This window comes from Allorhizobium sonneratiae (genome assembly GCF_023700755.1).
Lineage (GTDB): Bacteria > Pseudomonadota > Alphaproteobacteria > Rhizobiales > Rhizobiaceae > Allorhizobium > Allorhizobium sonneratiae.
The window spans coordinates 89,223-107,972 of sequence record NZ_JAMKOJ010000010.1 but is presented as its reverse complement, the minus strand read 5'-3'; the positions used below and the strand labels follow the sequence as shown (position 1 = coordinate 107,972).

General features: G+C 57.4%; 22 protein-coding genes. 16 read left to right on the top strand and 6 right to left on the bottom strand.

Annotated elements, in window-relative coordinates:
* Positions 1-88 precede the first annotated feature (88 nt).
* From NAC44_RS17285 to NAC44_RS17270, 4 genes are read left to right on the top strand one after another with little or no spacing between them, the layout of a single operon-like run.
* A complete protein-coding gene (locus tag NAC44_RS17285) occupies positions 89-919 on the top strand; it encodes a carbohydrate ABC transporter permease (protein WP_250942883.1) in 831 nt (276 codons plus the stop codon).
* Positions 916-1,734: a carbohydrate ABC transporter permease gene (locus NAC44_RS17280; protein WP_250942801.1), complete on the top strand. Its 819-nt coding sequence runs from the start codon at positions 916-918 to the stop codon at positions 1,732-1,734. The genes NAC44_RS17285 and NAC44_RS17280 overlap by 4 nt, the downstream gene beginning before the upstream one ends.
* A 9-nt stretch (positions 1,735-1,743) precedes the next feature.
* Positions 1,744-3,993, top strand: coding sequence for a glycoside hydrolase family 2 protein (locus NAC44_RS17275; RefSeq protein ID WP_250942800.1), 2,250 nt, complete (start codon positions 1,744-1,746; stop codon positions 3,991-3,993).
* Complete coding sequence (locus NAC44_RS17270) at positions 3,990-5,063, top strand: ABC transporter ATP-binding protein (RefSeq protein ID WP_250942799.1); 1,074 nt, start codon at positions 3,990-3,992, stop codon at positions 5,061-5,063. Before NAC44_RS17275 ends, NAC44_RS17270 begins: the two co-directional genes overlap by 4 nt.
* Before the next feature lie 13 nt (positions 5,064-5,076).
* Here NAC44_RS17270 and NAC44_RS17265 read toward each other — a convergent pair whose 3' ends face one another.
* Positions 5,077-5,421 carry a hypothetical protein gene (locus tag NAC44_RS17265; RefSeq protein WP_250942798.1) on the bottom strand — a complete coding sequence of 115 codons (345 nt, stop codon included), beginning with the start codon at positions 5,419-5,421 and terminating at the stop codon, positions 5,077-5,079.
* Between the two features lie 336 nt (positions 5,422-5,757).
* Between NAC44_RS17265 and NAC44_RS17260 the strand changes: the two genes are divergently transcribed.
* Positions 5,758-6,996 (top strand): cation:proton antiporter, encoded by a 1,239-nt coding sequence (locus NAC44_RS17260; RefSeq protein ID WP_250942797.1) that lies wholly within the window; start codon positions 5,758-5,760, stop codon positions 6,994-6,996.
* A 478-nt stretch (positions 6,997-7,474) separates the two neighbouring features.
* Positions 7,475-8,275 (top strand): DUF4396 domain-containing protein, encoded by an 801-nt coding sequence (locus NAC44_RS17255; protein ID WP_250942882.1) that lies wholly within the window; start codon positions 7,475-7,477, stop codon positions 8,273-8,275.
* Between the two features lie 217 nt (positions 8,276-8,492).
* Here NAC44_RS17255 and NAC44_RS17250 read toward each other — a convergent pair whose 3' ends face one another.
* A complete protein-coding gene (locus NAC44_RS17250; RefSeq protein WP_250942796.1) occupies positions 8,493-8,816 on the bottom strand; it encodes a hypothetical protein in 324 nt (107 codons plus the stop codon).
* Positions 8,817-8,903: 87 nt separating this feature from the next.
* Between NAC44_RS17250 and NAC44_RS17245 the strand changes: the two genes are divergently transcribed.
* Together NAC44_RS17245 and NAC44_RS17240 are read left to right on the top strand one after the other, a co-directional pair.
* On the top strand, positions 8,904-9,467 hold the full coding sequence (locus NAC44_RS17245; protein ID WP_250942795.1) for a sigma-70 family RNA polymerase sigma factor: 564 nt from the start codon (positions 8,904-8,906) through the stop codon (positions 9,465-9,467).
* Between the two features lie 142 nt (positions 9,468-9,609).
* Positions 9,610-10,524 carry a putative bifunctional lysylphosphatidylglycerol flippase/synthetase gene (locus NAC44_RS17240; RefSeq protein ID WP_250942794.1) on the top strand — a complete coding sequence of 305 codons (915 nt, stop codon included), beginning with the start codon at positions 9,610-9,612 and terminating at the stop codon, positions 10,522-10,524.
* Between the two features lie 117 nt (positions 10,525-10,641).
* Here the strand turns inward: NAC44_RS17240 and NAC44_RS17235 are convergent, their stop codons facing one another.
* Positions 10,642-10,959 carry a BON domain-containing protein gene (locus NAC44_RS17235; protein WP_250942793.1) on the bottom strand — a complete coding sequence of 106 codons (318 nt, stop codon included), beginning with the start codon at positions 10,957-10,959 and terminating at the stop codon, positions 10,642-10,644.
* Positions 10,960-11,010: 51 nt separating this feature from the next.
* A complete protein-coding gene (locus tag NAC44_RS17230; protein ID WP_250942792.1) occupies positions 11,011-11,214 on the bottom strand; it encodes a DUF3008 family protein in 204 nt (67 codons plus the stop codon).
* A gap of 261 nt (positions 11,215-11,475) precedes the next feature.
* Here NAC44_RS17230 and NAC44_RS17225 point away from each other — a divergent pair, with 261 nt between their 5' ends.
* The 3 genes from NAC44_RS17225 to NAC44_RS17220 all read left to right on the top strand — a co-directional run bounded on the left by NAC44_RS17225 (position 11,476) and on the right by NAC44_RS17220 (position 12,737).
* Positions 11,476-11,745 carry a hypothetical protein gene (locus NAC44_RS17225; RefSeq protein ID WP_250942791.1) on the top strand — a complete coding sequence of 90 codons (270 nt, stop codon included), beginning with the start codon at positions 11,476-11,478 and terminating at the stop codon, positions 11,743-11,745.
* A gap of 552 nt (positions 11,746-12,297) precedes the next feature.
* The gene (locus NAC44_RS21265) at positions 12,298-12,420 is read left to right on the top strand and encodes a hypothetical protein (protein WP_274706939.1); all 123 of its coding nucleotides are present in this window, start codon (positions 12,298-12,300) and stop codon (positions 12,418-12,420) included.
* A 101-nt stretch (positions 12,421-12,521) separates the two neighbouring features.
* Positions 12,522-12,737 carry a hypothetical protein gene (locus tag NAC44_RS17220; RefSeq protein ID WP_250942790.1) on the top strand — a complete coding sequence of 72 codons (216 nt, stop codon included), beginning with the start codon at positions 12,522-12,524 and terminating at the stop codon, positions 12,735-12,737.
* A gap of 135 nt (positions 12,738-12,872) precedes the next feature.
* On the opposite strand, the gene NAC44_RS17215 is transcribed toward NAC44_RS17220, so the two are convergent.
* The gene (locus NAC44_RS17215; protein WP_250942789.1) at positions 12,873-13,124 is read right to left on the bottom strand and encodes a hypothetical protein; all 252 of its coding nucleotides are present in this window, start codon (positions 13,122-13,124) and stop codon (positions 12,873-12,875) included.
* A 38-nt stretch (positions 13,125-13,162) separates the two neighbouring features.
* Here NAC44_RS17215 and NAC44_RS17210 point away from each other — a divergent pair, with 38 nt between their 5' ends.
* The 4 genes from NAC44_RS17210 to NAC44_RS17195 all read left to right on the top strand — a co-directional run bounded on the left by NAC44_RS17210 (position 13,163) and on the right by NAC44_RS17195 (position 16,490).
* Positions 13,163-13,459 carry a hypothetical protein gene (locus NAC44_RS17210; RefSeq protein WP_250942788.1) on the top strand — a complete coding sequence of 99 codons (297 nt, stop codon included), beginning with the start codon at positions 13,163-13,165 and terminating at the stop codon, positions 13,457-13,459.
* Positions 13,456-14,145 carry a Crp/Fnr family transcriptional regulator gene (locus NAC44_RS17205; RefSeq protein WP_250942787.1) on the top strand — a complete coding sequence of 230 codons (690 nt, stop codon included), beginning with the start codon at positions 13,456-13,458 and terminating at the stop codon, positions 14,143-14,145. The genes NAC44_RS17210 and NAC44_RS17205 overlap by 4 nt, the downstream gene beginning before the upstream one ends.
* A 133-nt stretch (positions 14,146-14,278) precedes the next feature.
* Entirely contained in the window at positions 14,279-15,745 is a 1,467-nt protein-coding gene (locus NAC44_RS21380) for a phospholipase D-like domain-containing protein (RefSeq protein WP_250942786.1), read from the top strand.
* 10 nt (positions 15,746-15,755) lie between these two features.
* Positions 15,756-16,490 (top strand): endonuclease/exonuclease/phosphatase family protein, encoded by a 735-nt coding sequence (locus tag NAC44_RS17195; RefSeq protein WP_250942785.1) that lies wholly within the window; start codon positions 15,756-15,758, stop codon positions 16,488-16,490.
* A gap of 101 nt (positions 16,491-16,591) precedes the next feature.
* Here the strand turns inward: NAC44_RS17195 and NAC44_RS17190 are convergent, their stop codons facing one another.
* Entirely contained in the window at positions 16,592-17,326 is a 735-nt protein-coding gene (locus tag NAC44_RS17190; RefSeq protein WP_250942784.1) for a glycoside hydrolase family 16 protein, read from the bottom strand.
* Between the two features lie 221 nt (positions 17,327-17,547).
* Here NAC44_RS17190 and NAC44_RS17185 point away from each other — a divergent pair, with 221 nt between their 5' ends.
* Positions 17,548-18,663 (top strand): acyltransferase family protein, encoded by a 1,116-nt coding sequence (locus tag NAC44_RS17185; protein ID WP_338022098.1) that lies wholly within the window; start codon positions 17,548-17,550, stop codon positions 18,661-18,663.
* Positions 18,664-18,750 lie beyond the last annotated feature (87 nt).

Here is an 18,750-nt window from a genome sequence, read left to right as displayed (position 1 = left end):
CATGCATTATTATCCGTAATTCTGGCGGAGAAGACCATTGAACCACTCCACCACTGCCCGCAGGTCCGGTCTCGGCGGCTGGCCCTTCATGATGCCGGCCCTGACGTTGCTCGGCATTTTCATGATCTATCCGATCCTCTGGTCGCTCTGGGTCAGTCTGCAGGTCGGCAAGGGCAATAATTTGCGCTTTGGCGGTTTCGCCAATATCGAAAGACTGTTTCACGATCAGGTCTTTCTGCATGCACTGACCAATACCTGTCTGTTTTTCGTGGTGCAGGTGCCGATCATGCTGACGCTGGCGCTGGTCTTTGCCGTGCTGCTCAATGACAGCAGGCTGATCGGGCGCGGTTTTTTCCGCACGGCGATTTTCCTGCCCTGCGTCACCTCGCTGGTGGCCTATGCCGCCGTGTTTCGCTCGATGTTCGAGAGCGACGGCATCGTCAACCATTTTCTCATGGCGATCCATGCGGTTTCAGGCCCCGTTCCTTGGCTGACCGATCCGTTCTGGGCCAAGATCATGATCATCCTCTCCATCACCTGGCGCTGGATGGGCTATAACATGATCTTTTATCTCGCCGCTCTCCAGAATATCGACCCGTCGATCTATGAAGCGGCGCGCATCGACGGCATTCCGGCGCGGGCAAGGTTCTTCCGCATCACCATTCCGCTGTTGAAGCCGGTGATCCTGTTTACCAGCATCGTCTCGACCATCGGCACCTTGCAGCTTTTCGACGAGGTCAACACCATCACCCGCGGCGGGCCGGGCGATGCCACGCTGACGCTGTCGCTCTATATCTACAATCTCACCTTCCAGTTCATGCCCAGTTTCGGGTATTCGGCCACGGTCTCCTATGTCATCGTCGTGATGGTCGCGGTGCTGAGCCTCGTGCAGTTCCTGATCGCGAGGGACAGAAAATGAGCCATCTTTCCCGCACGCTGCGCTATGGCGCAAGCTATGCCGTCCTGTCGGCGGCGGCCTTCGCCTCGATCTTTCCCTTTTACTGGATGCTGGTTGGGGCCACCAACCGCTCCGCCGACATCATCAAGGGCAAGGCCAGTTTCGGCACGGCCTTGTGGTCCAATGTCGGCACCTTCTTTCAACAGGTCGATGTGCCGCGCGTTTTTGCCAATTCGGCGGAACTGGCGCTTGTCGGCACGGTGCTGACGCTGCTGATCTCGTCCATGGCCGGTTATGGCTTCGAGATGTTTCGCACCCGTCTGAGCGAGCGGCTGTTTCGGCTGTTGTTGCTGCTTTTGTCCATTCCCTTTGCTGCGCTGATGGTGCCGCTTTTCGTCATGGTGGCAAGAAGCGGGCTTGCCAACACCTTTGCCGCCGTGCTGTTGCCGACGGTCGCCTCGATCTTCATCATTTTCTATTTCCGCCAGGCCACCAAGGCCTTCCCGCTGGAACTGCGCGATGCAGCCCGCATTGACGGACTGAAGGAATGGCAGATTTTCCTCTTCGTCTACATGCCATCGATGCGCTCTACCTATGCGGCGGCGACGATCATCGTCTTCATGGCCAACTGGAACAACTATCTCTGGCCGCTGATCGTGCTGCAAACGCCGGATATGAAAACCATCACCCTTGTGCTCTCGGCGCTCACCTCGGCCTATACGCCGGATTTCGGCGTCATTCTGGTGGCAACCGTTCTTGCCACCCTGCCCACACTCATCCTGTTCTTCGTGCTGCAACGGCAATTTGTTGCCGGCATGCTCGGTTCTGTCAAATAAGGTTCTCCCATGCGCTCCATCACCGCTTTCAATCACGACTGGATTTTTTATCCCGGTTTCGACGCCGACAAGGCAGGCACGCGTCAGGAGGGGCAGGCCGTCACCCTGCCGCATTCGGCAGTGGAACTGCCCTTTGCCTATTTCGACGAAAAATCCTACTGGCAGGCCTTCACCTATCAGAAGACTCTGACCGCCGATCCCGCTTTCGATGGCAAGGAGGTGTCACTGGTTTTTGACGGGGCAATGGCCGACAGCGTCGTCTATCTCAATGGCCAGGAGATCGGCCGTCATCCGGATGGTTATACGCCCTTCGAGGTGCGGCTGACCGGGCTTTTGACGCCGGGTGACAATCTTTTGACCGTCAAGGTTGACGGTTCGGAAAATCCCGCCATTCCGCCCTTTGGCGCGCGCATCGACTATCTCACCTATGCCGGTATCTACCGCGATGTCTGGCTGAAGGTGACCGATCCGGTTTCGATTGAAAACGCCAAGATCGAAACGCCGGAGGCGCTTTCTGAAAACAAGCGGGTGACGGTTTCGGTGACGCTGGCCAATCCGCAAAAGATAGCGATTGCAGGATCGCTGACGGCCTCGTTGATCGACCGGGACGGGGTGGAGCTTGGCAAAAGCACAGTCGAGGTGACCGGCGAGACGGCGCATATCGAGCTGACGGATCTCACAAATATCACGCTTTGGGATCTGCATCAGCCAGCGCTTTACGAGCTGGTGCTGACGCTTGAGGTTTCCGGCAGCCATGATGCGCAGCGCATCCGTTTTGGCTTCCGCGACATTGCGTTCACCACCGAAGGGTTTCGGCTGAATGGCCGTCTGATCAAGCTGCGCGGTCTCAACCGTCACCAGTCCTTCCCCTATATCGGCTACGCGCTGGGCCGTGCCGCGCAGGAAGGGGACGCCGATATTTTAAAGCATGAGCTGAAGCTCAACATGGTGCGCACCTCGCATTATCCGCAGTCAAAATGCTTTCTCGATCGCTGCGACGAGATTGGCCTTCTGGTTTTCGAGGAAATTCCCGGCTGGCAGCATATCGGCGACAAAGCCTGGCAGGCGGCTTCGGTCGAGAATGTCCGCCAGATGATCCGGCGCGACTGGAACCATCCCTCCATTGTGCTCTGGGGCGTGCGCATCAACGAATCCAAGGACAATCACGATTTTTATGTCGAGACCAACCGGGTTGCCCGCAGCCTCGACACGACAAGGCCGACCACGGGCGTGCGCTGCATTACCGACAGCGAGCTTCTTGAGGATGTCTATTCGATGAATGATTTCATCCTCGGCATGGAGGAAATCAACCCCGATCAGCCGCGCACGCCGTTGAGGCCGCAGCAGAAAGTCACCGGCCTCGATCACGCCGTGCCCTATATGATCACCGAATTCAACGGTCATATGTATCCGACCAAGGCCTATGATCAGGAACAGCGGCAGGCCGAACATGTCATCCGCCATCTCGACGTCTTGAATGCCGCCTATGGCGATCCGCAGATTGCCGGCGCCCTTGGCTGGTGCGCTTTCGATTACAACACCCACAAGGATTTCGGCGCGGGTGACCGCATCTGCCATCATGGCGTGATGGACATGTTCCGCGAGCCGAAATTTGCCGCCTTCGCCTATGCCAGCCAGTGTGAGCCGGAAGAGGGGGTGATCCTGAAGCCAGTGACCTTCTGGACGCGGGGTGAGCGCAATTTCGGCGGCGTGCTGCCGCTGATCATCCTGACCAATTGTGATGAAGTGGAACTGGTCAGCGGCGGCATGCCGCCCCGGCGTTTCACGCCCGACCGTGAGCGCTTTGCCCATCTGCCGCATCCGCCGGTAATCATCAAACGCGAAGATTATCCCAATCAGGAGTTCGGCCATTGGGGCATGGGCTGGCAGAATGTCACCTGCATCGGCTATATCGGCGGCAAGAAGGTGGCCGAGGTGCAGTATGTCGCCGACCCCGTGGCAACCACGCTGCAAGTAAAGCCGGATACCGTCAATATCGGCGCAGAAGACAGCGTACGGGTCATGGTGCGGGTGCTCGATCAGGTCGGCAACAAGCTGCCCTTCCTGTTCGAACCGGTCTCGATTGCCATTGATGGCCCGGCAGACCTGATCGGCCCGAGCCTTGTATCGCTCAATGGCGGCTCGACCGGTTTCTGGCTTCAGGCGCGGGGCAGGGGTGCAATTGCAGCCAGCGTCACCCATGCCCGGCTCGGCACGGTGCGGGTCAGCCTTTCGGCCAGCGCGGGAGGTGGTGCATGAGCACGCTGACGCTTTCCGGCCTGAGAAAGAACTATGGCATTCTCGATGTGATCAAGGGGGTCGATCTGGAGATTGCCGAGCGGGAATTCATCGTTTTTGTCGGCCCCTCCGGCTGCGGAAAATCCACGCTTCTCAGAATGATTGCCGGGCTGGAAACCATTTCCGGCGGCGATCTCTTCATTGGTGGCCGGCGGATGAACGATGTCGAGCCATCCGAGCGCGGCATTGCCATGGTTTTTCAGTCCTATGCGCTTTATCCGCATCTGACGGTGCGGGAGAATATGGGCTTTGCCCTGCGTTTTGCCGGTGTGGCGAAGGCCGATATCGAAAAGCAGGTAATGGAGGCCGCCCGCACGCTCGGTCTGGAAAAGCTGATGGACCGTCGCCCGAAAGACCTGTCCGGCGGTCAGCGCCAGCGGGTCGCCATCGGTCGGGCCATCGTGCGTCATCCGCAGGTTTTCCTGTTCGACGAGCCGCTTTCCAATCTTGATGCCGATTTGCGCGTGCATATGCGCATCGAAATTGCCCGGCTGCATCGGGAGCTGAACACCACGATCATCTATGTCACCCACGATCAGGTGGAGGCGATGACCCTGGCCGACCGCATCGTCGTGCTGCGCGACGGGGCGATCGAACAGGTCGGCACGCCGCTCGAACTTTACGACCGGCCGGACAATCTCTTCGTCGCAGGCTTTATCGGGTCGCCGCGGATGAATTTCCTGCCGGTCAAAACCGAAGAAGCGGGCCTGCGTCTGACGGCGCATGGCGATCATCTGATCCCCGTCACCCTGCCTTTCAGCCTCGGCACCAGCCTCACCATCGGCATCCGCCCGGAGGCTTTCGATCCTGAAGCCGCTCTGTCCATGCCGGTTACGGTGGAGTTTGTCGAGCATCTCGGCAACAACACGCTGATCCATGCGCGTGCGGGAAGCGGCGATCTTCTGACCATCAGCGACACCCGCGCCAGAGGCCTGAAAGCAGGCGACAGATATGTTGCCCGTTTCGATCCCGCCAGGATGCTGATCTTCGACGGCAACGGCAAACGGCTCGATCTGGCCATGGATCCGTAAGAGACCGCCGAAATCAGTCTCTCCTGTTCTTCTCCTGCTGTTTCGGCGAAGCTTTGGGTGGGATCACCGGCATGGTTCCGACATCGGGAGCAGGTTCGACCAGCTCGTGATCGCCGGTCGGCGGCGGTGTGAGCACGTCGGCGCAATTGCCCGGCCTTTGCACGCTGTGCGGTGTCTGACTGTCTTTTCCCTGCCGCTTTTCAGAAGGTGTGCTGCAGTGGGTGCTCCCGCTTTGATCGCGCATGGCGCCGGTGGCTGAGACCGGGATGATCAGCGCCGTACCCATGAGAAGGGCTGCGGCGGTCATGACCACTTTACGTCCGGTTCCCGCTTTTGCTGGAAGTGATCTAAATGGCATGAAAGCCTCCTTGTGCTTGTCTCTCCGTTTTAAGGTGAAGGGTCTGTGCGTCCAACGCAGAGCCGAGACGATTGTTCGCACGCAATGGCCTTTTCGGGCCGGAAAGCGCCCGGCTCTTTACGGAACCATCGTGGGTGTTGCGGGTTGCTGTTCTGTGGATGGTCGGCAGTCGCCGCTTACAGCGCCCCAAACGGAGGCTTCAGACGCGTTTGGATACATCGCATCAAAAACAAAAGACAGGCGCATGCGCGCATAGACGAAGTGAATGCGTCACTGCACGCATTGACTGGATATGCTCTCAACAGGCGCAGCCTTTTCCATAGATGGGAGCGATCGGTGCTTTTCGATGAAATTGCAGCCCTTGTCTGCACCACAGCCCTGTTCAGTTGGCTGAACCGGCGGTTTTTCAATCTGCCCAATAATGTGGCGCTTCTGACCATGGGCATTGCGGTGGCACTGGCTCTGCTGATGCTGGACTTTGTTTTGCCTGGCCAACCTCTGGCCCATACCGTCGGTCGGTCCCTGAACCGGATCGATTTCTACAAGGCGGTGATGCAGTGGATGCTGGCCTTCCTGCTGTTTGCCGGGGCGGTAACCAGCGATTGGAACCGTCTGCGCAATCGCGGCGCCGTCATCCTGCTGCTGGCAAGCTTTGGCGTTGTGGTGTCAGCTCTTGGTGTGGGCTTCCTGTTCTGGCTGGCGATGCGGCTTTTCGATGTGCCGGTGAATTTCGCCTGGTGTTTTGTGTTTGGCGCGCTGATTGCCCCAACCGATCCGGTGGCGGCTCTGGCAACGCTCAGCGCGGTGAAACTGCCCCGGCAGATCGAAACGGAAATCGAAGGGGAAGCCCTTTTCAATGACGGGATTGCTGTTGTCGTCTTCACCGTGGCGCTGCAATTTGCCAGCAACTCCGTCAGTGATCCGGCATTGGCCGATATCGGCCTGTTGTTGCTGAAGGAGGCGGCCGGTGGCGCGATTCTCGGCATTGTGACGGGGTATCTTGCCTTTCACGCCTTTAACACCGTGAATGATTATGCCGATGAGGTGTTGTTTTCGCTTGCTCTTGTCATGGGCACCTATGCGGCAGCGCAGATTTTGGGCGCAAGCGGGCCGATCTCCGTCGTCGTCGCCGGAATTCTGATCGGTAATCGCGGCGCACCACAGGCGATGAGCGAGGAAACACGCACCTATTTTTTCGGCTTCTGGCGGCTGGTGGATCATATGTTCAACGGCATTCTCTTCACCTTGCTCGGGCTTGAGGTGCTGGTGCTCAATCTGAAGAGTAGTCTTCTTCTGAGCGGCCTGATCGCCATTCCTATCGTGCTTGTCATCCGCCTTTTTGCCATCGGCGGCACAGTTGTAACGCTGAAACCATGGTTCGGTTTCGACAAGGGCACCGTTGCGATCTTAACCTGGAGTGCGGTAAGGGGGGCGATTTCGGCGGCGCTGGCTCTGTCTCTGCCGGAGATGGCCGCACGGCCAGCCATTTTATCCGCGACCTATGCCGTCATCCTCTTTTCCGTGATTGTCCAGAGCCTGAGCCTGCCCAGGCTGGTGCGCCATATCATCGATTGAAAACGTATGCTCTGATATGCGCCCTTGAAAATCCCGGTGAGCCGCATGGGCAAGCCGGGAGCTTTTCAGTGTTTTCGGAAGCGCTGAAAAGATCTGAAGCATTGTTTACGCATTTCCGAACGGAAAACCGTTTCAAACTTTTCTCGGGACAATGCTCTAAAGGTTCTTCCGTCTTGTCATTCCCGTTTTCTTGCGTCTGAGCAGGCATCGTTGGCTCCGTCCTTGCCGGGGCAGGGGTGAAAGGTACGGATGGCTGTTGAGGCAGTTGTCGCGCCCTGTCCACCCCTTTTTTACTCAAACCGGCGCGTCTGCGGCTTTGTTCCATACCCTGTCCAACCATTCGTCAGCAGCAGATGGGAACCATCGGCCATAGCATCCGTTTGATCAAAAAGGTCGCCGCCTGAAGCGATGCGGCGGATCATGGATCACACTGAGCCGCGGAGGCTCATAGTTCACACCGAGCCAAGGAGGAAGGATGATGATCCCGTCATGGTATCACTGGCTTTCAATCCTCTGTCTATTGCTGGGCGGAGTGTCGGCCATCGGCCTTGCCATTGATGTGATGCGCCATCCTCTGCCGATGAAGATCATGAACATTGTCTGGCCGGTGACAGCGCTTTTTGGCTCGCTGGCGGTTATCTGGCTTTATCTTGCTGACGCGCGCAAAGCATCCGGAGGGGCGGGAGAGGCTGGAATGCACCATCAGCATGGCAGTGATACAGGCCATCATGCCATGCAGCACGATCACATTGAGAGCGGGCACATGCACCATGGCCATATGCATGGCGGAAAAAAACCGCCCATGCCGGTCATGGTCGCCAAGGGAGCTCTACATTGCGGCAGCGGCTGCATGATCGGCGATATTGTGGCTGAATGGCTGGCCTTTCTTCTGCCGTCGCTGGCGCTGGTTTTCGGCTGGCATAGCCTCTTTGGCGAAAAGATTTTCGCCGTCTGGGTGTTTGATTTCGTGCTGGCCTTTCTGCTGGGCATTGCCTTTCAGTATTTCGCCATCGTACCGATGCGCAAGCTGTCGCCCGGGCAGGGCCTCGTTGCTGCGTTCAAGGCCGATACGCTCTCCCTGATCTCCTGGCAGATCGGCATGTATGCGGTGATGGCACTGTTTCAGTTTCTGATCTATCCGGCCGCCTTCGGCCACCGGGTGGAGGTGAATACCCCGGAATTCTGGTTTGCCATGCAGCTTGCCATGATTGCCGGCTTTGCCACCAGCTATCCGATGAACTGGTGGCTGATTTCCCAAGGCATCAAGGAAAAGATGTGAGATCGCCCTTTGGCTTTCTGTGTTTTAGAAAATACGGAAAGCGAAATCATGCATCTGACGGAATATCCTTGGCTTTTCAAGGTTAGACCCTTTCGCAGGGACTGCCCATGGCCATTCAGTGCCAGCGACGGGACAGCAAGAGGAGCCGCGATATGGAGAGCTTTCCGGGGCGTGGGCCGGGCATGATTATCATGCCCTTTTTTTCATGTCGGCATGCTCACTTGTTTTCCTTGAGGGCAGGATTGCTGGTTTCATCGGGAACGGCAGACGGCGGCAACGTCTTTGTGCGCTTGTAAGGATCTTCAACCCGCGTTTTGTCGGTGGCAGGCAGCTCTTTCACGTAAGCGTAGAAGAAGACGCAGACAGCTATGAACAAAAGCGCGATGATGATGGCCAGGACGTCTTTCTTGCGCTGCATCCGCTCTCTCCATCCACACTGGCGCGCCCGCCTTTCAGCATTGACGGCGATCTTTCTTCGATGCCGCATAACTGTTTTCCACCCCTCAGGTTCCAAGGCCTGTTTCACCTGTTCACGGCGCATGTCCTTGTGCCAGCCGATGGAACAAAGTCCTTAAATAAGAATTTTCATATGTGACAAAAATAACCGTCAAACTGGAGAGGCAATGTCATGGGCCGACAGCAAGTCGTGGAACTCATACCGGCTTTGAGGGCTTTTGCCCGCACCTTCTGCCGCAATCCTGAGGATGCGGATGATCTGGTTCAGGAAACCCTGCTGCGCGCCATTGCGCATTACGACCAGTATAGCGAGGGAACCCGGCTGAAATCCTGGCTGTTCACCATCATGCGCTACACGTTCAGCACCACCTATCGCAAGCGCGAACGCGAGGTTGTCGGCCTTGCCCAGTCGATGCTGGACAGTCTCGTCAGCCAGCCGGAGCAGGAATGGTCGGTACGCAGCCGGGATGTTTATGAAGCCCTGCAAAGGCTGCCGGTGCAATATCGCGAGGTGCTGGTTCTGGTGGTGGTGATGGGAGAAAGCTATGAAGACACCGCCATCATGTGCGGTTGCGCCATCGGCACGGTCAAAAGCCGGATGAACCGGGCGCGACAACGCCTCAAGCAGGAACTGGGTGAGGTCGATATCGATATCGACGATGATGCCGACATGCCTTCGGACGACAGGCCGTCAATGCGCAATGGCAGCGATGCTGTCCATCTTCTGGGCCGATGATGCCGTTGGGTGGTTGATGCATGGGTGACGGCACATTTCAACCGGCGTCGCTTTTGGCACGCCGTGTATGCCTGCGCGTTGAGTGTGGTCCGGCAACGGGGCCAACGACATTTTGCCGGATGCCGTCTCGCGGGGTCTGGCCATGAACAGGCACCTCGTCTTCCGGTTGGTGATGATTGCCATAGCGCTGGCGGCGATCGTGTTTGCCTGGCGCGCTTTCAGCCGCTTCAGTCTCGCCCAGATCGGTCAATCCCTGCAGGCTATTGCGACGCAGCGGTTTGTTCTGGCCATTCTCTTCGCGGCCCTGTCCTATTTTCTCTTGACCGTGATTGAAATGCTGGCGCTGAAGCATCTGGGCAAGCCGCTTGCCTATCGCCGCATCGCGCTCACCTCCTTCACCAGCCTGTCGATCGGCCATAATGTCGGTATCGCCGCTTTCAGCAGCGGTGCCATTCGTTACCGCTTTTATGCGCAATGGGGCCTCAGGGCAGAGGACGTGGCCAAGATCGTTCTGTTCAGTGCCACGGTCATCGGTCTGGGGCAGGTGACGCTGGCCGGCCTGGTGTTGTTGATCGCCCCCGGCGGCCTTGCTCCCGGTTTGCAATTAAGCCTTGCGTCTGCCCGCATTCTGGGGAGCCTGTGCCTGCTCACGGTGCTGGCCTACCTGTTGTTATGCTGGAAGAAAGAGCGGCCCTTTTGCCTCTGGCGGTTCACCATAGAGGTTCCCTCTGTTCCCATGGCGCTGGCGCAGATCGTCTGCGGCACGGCCAATTATCTTTGCGTCAGCGCCTGCCTCTATCAATTGCTGCAGGTAGGGCCCACACTTGGTTTTCTGCGCATCTCCGGTGCGTTCGTGCTGGCCAATCTTCTGGCCTTTCTGGTGCATGTGCCGGGTGGTCTTGGCGTGCTGGAAGCAGCCCTTGCCTATCTGCTGCATACGCGGGATATCGGTGCGCTCATCGCCTTCCGGATTGTTTATTTTCTACTGCCCCTGCCTTTCGGGCTGGTGATCCTGTTTGCCTCCAGCCTGTTCTTTCGCAAGGGTAAAGAGGCATAGACAGGCTGCTTCATTCTCGAGGAACGCTTTATCTGTGCGCCGTCATGTCTTCGCGCCGCACGCAGTCAGACGATCCGGATTCTTTTCAGACGAAATGGCCATGGCGTTCTCCTGTGCCTATGAAGATACGGGTGGTTTTGGGGCGGCAGCACCCGTGGCCTCGTTGCCAGGCGTGAGGGAAAGGCGGTTGTCGACAGCCTCAACGCCTTGCACGGCACGGGCCGTTTCCTCGCAGCGCTGGATTTCTTCCGGCGCAAAAACCGTTCCTTTCAGCACGATTGTCTGTCCAAGGGCGATGACGCTCACACCGGTTACGTCAATGCTGGCATTGTTGGCCAGCGCATCCGCCACCGCATCCTCCAGAGCGGCCTGAGGCGGATGCAGTCTCTCGATTTCCGGCTGAGTGGTTTCGTAACGGCGGGTTTTGTGAACCATAGCGTTTTCCTTTCTGTTTCGTCTGCGGGCGCGTGCCTGCCTGTCGCCAGATCAGTCCTTGTCCTCATGGTCGTTGTCCACATGCTCAGGCTTGCCCTTGCGTTTGGTGGAGGCCATATCGTGCAATTCCTTTTCCGACATGGATTTTTCCATCTGCCGCGATGCGCCCTGCAGATCGCTTTTCTTCATGTCTCCGCGTTTGGCGGCAAGCGCTGCGCCTGCGGCCTGCTGTTGTGCCTTTGATTTGGCTGGCATGGCTGATCTCCGTTTTGTCTTCATGGCTGTTGTGTTGACGGTTGACGCTATCGCAACCGGCAAGCGCAATGGAAAGTTCCTGCCATCCGGCAAAATCCTCCCGGAGACTTTGGCTGAACAAAAAGCGGCGGCAGGGGTTTAACGACTGTGCCAGCAAAAAGCCGAAGCGTTTTTTGCAAAAGGCGCTGAAAGCAAGAGAAACGGCCCCTGTCGCCCCTGACGGGGGCATGTTCAAACCAGCAGATCCGGAGGATGAAACCGATGTCCGATGACAGCAAACAGAGCCCGCTCAAAAGTCCGCTCGGGGCCCGGGCGGATGTGCAAACCACGGCAGATGATTTCAATCCGGGTGCAATCACCGCCCTTGTCATGGCCGACGAGCCTTATGAGGGGCGGGAAGAGGCGCTGTGCAAGGTGATTGAAGAGCTTGAGGCGCGCGTCAAGGCCGGTCGGCGTGGCGAGGATCTGCAGCCTCTGCTTCAGGAAGCGCGCACCGCTTTGGAGACGGTGCGGCGGCATAATCGATCCTGACGGCTCAATTGCCATCGCTCTTGTTGCTGCCGGATCGGTGAGATCACGGGCTTGCGGTTCGCGACCGGCCTGTTTGCCGTCAGACTTCCGGTTCTGGCTGTCATGATGGTTCCCTTGCGGATTTTCGCGGGGAAAAGCGTACCGGAGTTTTATGGAGGAACGAGACAAAAACGGCTGTTGCAGATGAGACATCCGCAACAGCCGGTGGAGGTGGATCGCCCTGACATCAACCCGAATGGGTAAGGTTGCCTGTCGGGATGGGCGCTGCGTTGGGAGGGGAATGGAAACCGCAGGCCTGTCAAACGGCCAGATCCGGTTTATGTTCCACAGCTCAGGCGAAAAAATCCCAGATATCTCCTATCGGAGGCCTCCCATGACGTCGATTGGAACCGCAATGGGCTTGCCGGGTGAGAGTTTTCTCCCGAAGACGGAAAACGCTTTCTGCCCTCTCCGGTGCAAACCGATGCAAACACGACAGAGTGGCTGTGCATATCATGCCTGCCGAAACGATGCGTCAAACCCCTTGTTCAAAACCCCTTGTTGGAGACGTCCATGGCAGGCAAACCTTCGGGCCACGGCCCCTTTTATCGCGATCTGTTTCGCAGATATCGCATGATCATCATCGTGGTTGCGGTGTTGATTGCTTTGTTTTTCCTGATGATCATTCTCTATTGATCCGTGTCTTAAGCAGAAGGGGGAACTTTGTTCGCCAAATGTGGTTCGGCGTGAGATGGGCTGGAAAAGCAGCCATTCCGAAAAGCAGAAATGGGGGAAACATGGCCCGGCAAATACCGCCCGGAAAGGCCCGTCAGGGAAATGCGTCGAAGCGTATTCTGATGATCCTGATCTTCTCTCTGGCTGGTGCTTTTGTGGTCTGGGGAATTGCCGAACTTTATTATGTCGTTGAGCTGGCGCCGCAGCGTCCCGCCGAGACCCAACCGCAACGGGCCGCCCCTGCCGATCCCCAGCCTGACAGGCCGAAGCCCCCATGACATTGTTGTACACAAGGGTGCAGCGCGTTTTCATGAAGAACGGAAGGGCCTCGTGCGTCAGGTTCAAGAGAACTGCGGCGCGCATGCGCACCGGTTTTAGAGCCTTTCGACGTTTCCGTGAAACACGGAAAGGCTCTAAAGGATCAGCGGCGGCGAGAACTGCAAGTCCTGACGGGAAAGTGCGATACGATGGCACACTTCCGCAAGCTTGCGCGGATCGACCAGGCCGAGATTGTAGAAATGGACGATATACCGCGCCAGTTTATCCGTGTCCTGATCCAGAAGACCGGTTCTGGTTTTTCGCAGCAGGCGGAAAGCATGGCGCATGACGCAGATATCGTCATGGGTGAAAACGCCTGGACCCAAATGCTGCTCTATCGATCCCAAAGCGGATCTCCTTTGCTGAAGTCAATAGCAAGCTGTGGATGTTTCAGATGATCGGTTACAATGCTGTGACCATAACAGAAACCACAACCCAGATGTGGTTATGTACGCTGGCGGACAGTGCAAAGACGGCGCCCCATACAGCCACAAGGGGACGAGTGGCGCGTGAATCACCTTTGACGGGCAGAGGAAAATACAATTATATAGCTATATTTGAAGATATGGACCTGACCTGTCCGAAGCTGTTTCCTGCGGCACAGGGGCAGGGTTTTGCTCATGCGCTTCCTCTGTGTCCTGCCATTTATGGCCTGACCACAAAACAAGGTGTTCACCGATGAACCAGCTCCTGTCCCAACTGCCTGAAGAGGAACGGCAGAGCCTTCTTGCGCATGCAGAAAGGGTCGATCTGCCGAAGGGCTTCGTGCTGGCGCGACCGGAGCGGCCTATCGAGCATGTCTATCTTATCTGCGCTGGCTTCTGTGCCCTGATGATCCCGTCGCGCAGCCGCCCACGCATGGCCGCCGGGTTGATCGGTGCTGAAGGTTTCATTCCCATCGGGGCGGTCTTTGGCGATACTCTGACCTTTCACGATATCACCCAGATCGTGGCTGGTTGGGGATTCAGAGTGGAAAGTCAACGCTTTGCCGATTATGTGGAAGAAAACCGTGCCTTTGCCGTACGCCTTGGCCGGTTTGTCCAGACTTTTGTGGCGCAGGTTTCGGAGATGACACATTGCAGCATTGCCTGCGATGTGGAGCAAAGGGTCGCCCGCTGGATTTTGATGTGCCATGACCGGGTTGATGGCGATGATATTCCGCTGACCCATACCGTGATCGCCACCATGCTCGGCATGCGCCGCTCCAGCGTCACCACCTCGCTTCACCGGCTGGAAGAGCGCAAACTGATCCGCTCGCGGCGCGGTTGTGTGATCATGCGCGACCGGCCGGGCCTGATGGAACTGGTCAGCGATGCTTATGGCAGACCGGAGCAGGAATATCGGCGGCTGCTTGGAAACTTTCCCTGATCCTTTTCGTTATCCGCAGGGCAGGCCGGTGTGGCGGACAGCGTGAGCGCTCTTCGCTGCCGCATGCGCCTGTCAGAGCGGATTTCAGGTTGAATATGGCCCCGTCGGCGGCAATGAATGACAGGAGTTCCATGTGACGACCCGCATTCTCAGACCCGGTCGTAATGCCTGGCAGGTGATGCAGAGCGAAAGGCTCGCCTTTCTGGTGGACGCCAGCAATTATTTCAGCTGTCTCGAAAAGGTTTTCGCGCTGGCGCAGCGTTCGATCTGGATTGTCGGCTGGGATTTCAATCCTGCCATCCGGCTCACCCCGGAGCTGGAACCTCCCGGGCCCCGTCTCGGAGACCTGTTGCGTCAATTGGCCGACAGCCGACCGGAGCTGATCATCCGCATTCTGATCTGGAGCGAGGGACCGTTCTATTCCAGCCACAGCCTTGATCTCTATCGTTCCATGGGCTGGGAAGACCATCCGCGCATTCATCTGCATTTCGACTTGGCCCATCCGATCCGCGGCTCGCATCACCAGAAACTTGTGGTCGTGGATGAGCAGTTCGCCTTTGCCGGCGGCATCGACCTGACCGTCGAGCGCTGGGACGACCGGGATCATCGCGCCTTTCATCCTTGCCGGAAAACGCCTTCGGGCACGCCTTATCCGCCGGTGCATGATGTGCAGGCCATGGTGATGGGAGAGGCGGCGTCTGCCTTTGCCGATCTTTGCCGTGGCCGTTGGAAGGCTGCCACTGGCAGGACAGCGCCGGCCCATGCGGCCATTGCGCATGACTGGCCTGATGCGCCTTGCGCATCCGAAATCCGTGGCTGTGAGGTTGCCATTGCCTTGACCGATCCCGGCAGCGGCGGACGGCCCCGCCGCAGGGATGTATTTCGGCTGACGTTTGACGCCATCGCGTCGGCCCGGGAGAGCCTGTATATCGAGGCGCAATATCTGGCCTCTTCCGTCATCGCCCGTCAGCTTGCCCGCCATCTGCGCAATCGCCAGGGGCCAGAAGTGGTGATCGTCGCCACGCGCAACACCCGTGGCCGCTTTGAAAACATGACCATGGGCTATGGAATGCAGCGCTTTGTCCAGCGTCTGCGCAAGGCCGACCGCTATGGTCGGCTGCGTCTTAGCCATGCCGTCGTCCCGGATGGGGAAGGGGCCGAGACATCCGTTCTCATCCATTCAAAACTGCTCATCGTCGATGACCGGTTCGTGCGGGTCGGTTCTTCCAATCTCAACAACCGTTCCATGGGGTTCGATACGGAATGCGATCTTGCCGTCGAGGCAGGGGATGACGTTTCCTGCCGTGCCGCCATTGCCGCGCTTCGCGACGATCTTCTGGCAGAACATCTCAATACGTCAAGCGCTGCCTTTGCCGAAGAGAGGCAGCGCGGCGGCCTTCTCCATGCGCTTGATAGTTTCAACACCGATGCCCGGGGTTTGCGGCCGCTCACGGTGGAGAGGGACAGGCCAAATCTGCTGTTTGCCCTGATCAAAGCCATGCTCGACCCGAAACGACCCTATTGGCCACTGCCGCTGCTTGCCATTCCCTTGCGCAGGCTCTGCCGCTCGGGCCTGCGACTGATGCGCCAGAACGTGTGAGGACGCGACCATGACAAGCCGTATCCTCACCGTCATGACCTATAATGTCCATAGCTGCATCGGTTCGGATCGCCGTCTCGATCCGGGCCGTATCGCCGATGTCGTTGCCGCCTGCAAACCGGATATTCTCGCCCTTCAGGAGCTGGATGTGGGGCGCAGACGCAGTGCCGGCATCGATCAGGCGGAGGTTCTGGCTGCCCGCCTTGGCATGCGGGCTGATTTTCACCCCGCCCTCACCATGGCAGGTGAAGACTATGGCGATGCCATTCTGACGGCCTTGCCGATGAAGCGCCGCAAGGCGGCAGCCTTGCCTGCCTTTGGAGAACCGCGCGGCGCGCTCTGGGTGGAAATTCTGGTGAAGGACCGGCCTTTGCAGGTGTTCAACACCCATTTCGGGCTGAATGCCAGGGAACGACGGATTCAGGCGGATACGCTGATGGGAGAGGGCTGGATTGGTCATCCATCCTGCCGGGACAAGCCAGTGCTGCTGATGGGCGATTTCAACGCCATACCGGGTTCCGCCGCCTATCGCCGCATTGCAGGCGGGCTCAGTGATCTGCGCAAGATCGAGCGAAAACGGACCCGTCCCACTTTCCCTTCCCGGCTGCCGCTGTTGCGCCTCGACCATATTTTTTACGGTCAGGGCGTAAAGCCGCTTTCGCTGGCCACGCTGCGCTGCCCACTGGCGCGGCTGGCATCCGACCATCTGCCGTTGCTGGGCCGGATCGGGCTTGATGACGCCTGATGATCAGGCGGTAACGATGAACCATTCGATCATGCCGCTTTTCTCTGCGCATCGGCCGTGTCGTAAACCGGTTATCCCGTTGTCACACGATGCTGCAGGCCTCACTGTTTGGGCAGGCCCGGCGCGCAACCCTCGGGCGGGCCTGCACCGCGCTCATAGACGTGAACATAATCCACCAACAGCACGGAAGGGTTTGGGGTTTTATCGATGGGCCAGCCGCTGCCGAGCGCCAGATTGACCAAAGGATACATCCGACTGTCCAGTTCGGCAGGCGTGGGATAAGACCATGTCTGGACTCCATCCATGAAGAAGACGATGTTCTGCGGCGAGATGTCGATGCCGAAGGTATGAAAACCCGCCACGAGCGATCCATCCGGCACGGTGATGACCTTGCTGTCGCCCCGGGTCTTGCTCTGATCCTTGTACCAGACATGGATGGCAGACTGATAGGCGGCGGTGAATTTGCCGTAATATTCGATGGCGTCAATTTCGACATTTCCGTCAGAACTGTCGACAGGCTTTAGTGCCGCCAGCCAGAAGGCCGGCCACGTGCCGGGACCGGGCGGCATCTTCATCCGCACTTCAAAATAGCCATATTGGGTTCCCGCTCCCGCACCGGAGGCATCCGCTGCCGCAATCAGGCCGGAAGTCCATTTGCCGTCCGCATGTTTGACCGCCGTGATGCTCAATATCCCGTCCTTGACTGAAAAGGGTCCTTGAGGGCCGGGATCGATGAATTGTGCATCGCCAAAATCGCCGCTCCATGGCGTGTGCGCCGTCCAGCGGGCAGGCCCGATATGGTGGGCATCGATGCTCAGATCGTTAAAATCCTCCATGAAAATGGGCTTGAGCTGGCAGCCGGGCACTGCAGCAGGCTGCGTTGCCCATGTATTTTCAGCGGTTAATGATAATAAAATCAAACTCAAGGCGGATTTTGAAAGCTTCATAAACCTGTCGCCCTTTTTGAAGTAGAAATATTATCTGTTTATACCGTCTTCGAGGCATAGGCAATATTGAATACCATGCCTAATATTGTGGAAGATAGCGATGGAGTTGAATGATGTATGTTCAACCTGGTACTGCTAATTCCTCTTTCGTTTTAAAAAGCGTAGGACATCAGAATTTCCCCGCTCTGGATTTTTTACGCGGCATCGCAGCAATCTGCGTTGTTCTTTATCATTTTTCCAGCAGAGTTGAATTTTACGGCTTGTTCTACCATGCCTATCTGGCTGTGGATTTTTTCTTTTGTCTCAGCGGATTTGTTCTATTCAATGCCTATTATCGCAGCATAAACAGCCGCAGGCTGGAATTTGGCGATTTTCTCAGCATGCGTCTCATCCGCTTCATGCCGCTGGTTGTCTTTGGCAATCTCTTGGCTGCCGGCATCGATCTGTTCCGTCCCGGCGCTTTCGGCTTTTCACAGCACCTGCAGGATATTGTAGTGACCTTTGTGCTGGGCTGCCTGCTCATGCCCACCCTGTTCAGAACGACGCTGGAGGATACGACCTATCCGCTCAATGGTCCGGTCTGGTCACTGTTCTTCGAACTCTTCGCCAATATCCTTTTCTTCTTCATGGCACGTTCACGCCACTGCGTCGTGCTCTTATCTGTCGCAACGGTCCTGTCGTGCCTGTTTTTGGCCTATTATGTTTTCAAGACTGGCGATCTTCATTTCGGACCGCATGTAGATTACTTCGCCGTGGGTTTTCTGCGTGTAACGGCTTCTTTCTGTTTTGGCGCTCTCTTGAACTATCTCCGCTATGATTTTATCCGCATCAACAAATGGCTTGCGGTGCTGATCTTTCTCCTCACCGTCATCATGCCGAAGATTCATGCGCTTCCCATCAGTTCGGCCTATGATTTTGCGATCGTCATGGTCGTTTATCCCGGGATTATTCTGGCATCGTCCAATGGGGCTGATCGTCGGACAGACCGCATCCAGACACTGTTCGGCAATATATCCTTTCCCGTCTATACCATCCATTATGCTCTCGTTCGGGTTATCGGCACCCTTGTGAGAGGCTTGCATTTCGGGCCGGAGATCAATCTGCTGATCGCGTTCGTCTGTACCGCTTGCATCGCGTTGGCCGGTTATGGCCTGTTTTACTATTACGACGTTCCGGCACGCGCTGCGTTGAAAAAGGCTCTTCTGCCAAAGCCTCATGTGGCGTGACAGGGCAGGTAGAGAGGGCCGGAGACGAGGCCGTCTGGCTGTTGCGTTGCAACAGAAACAGCCTTGTCAATTGCGGCATGATCCGGC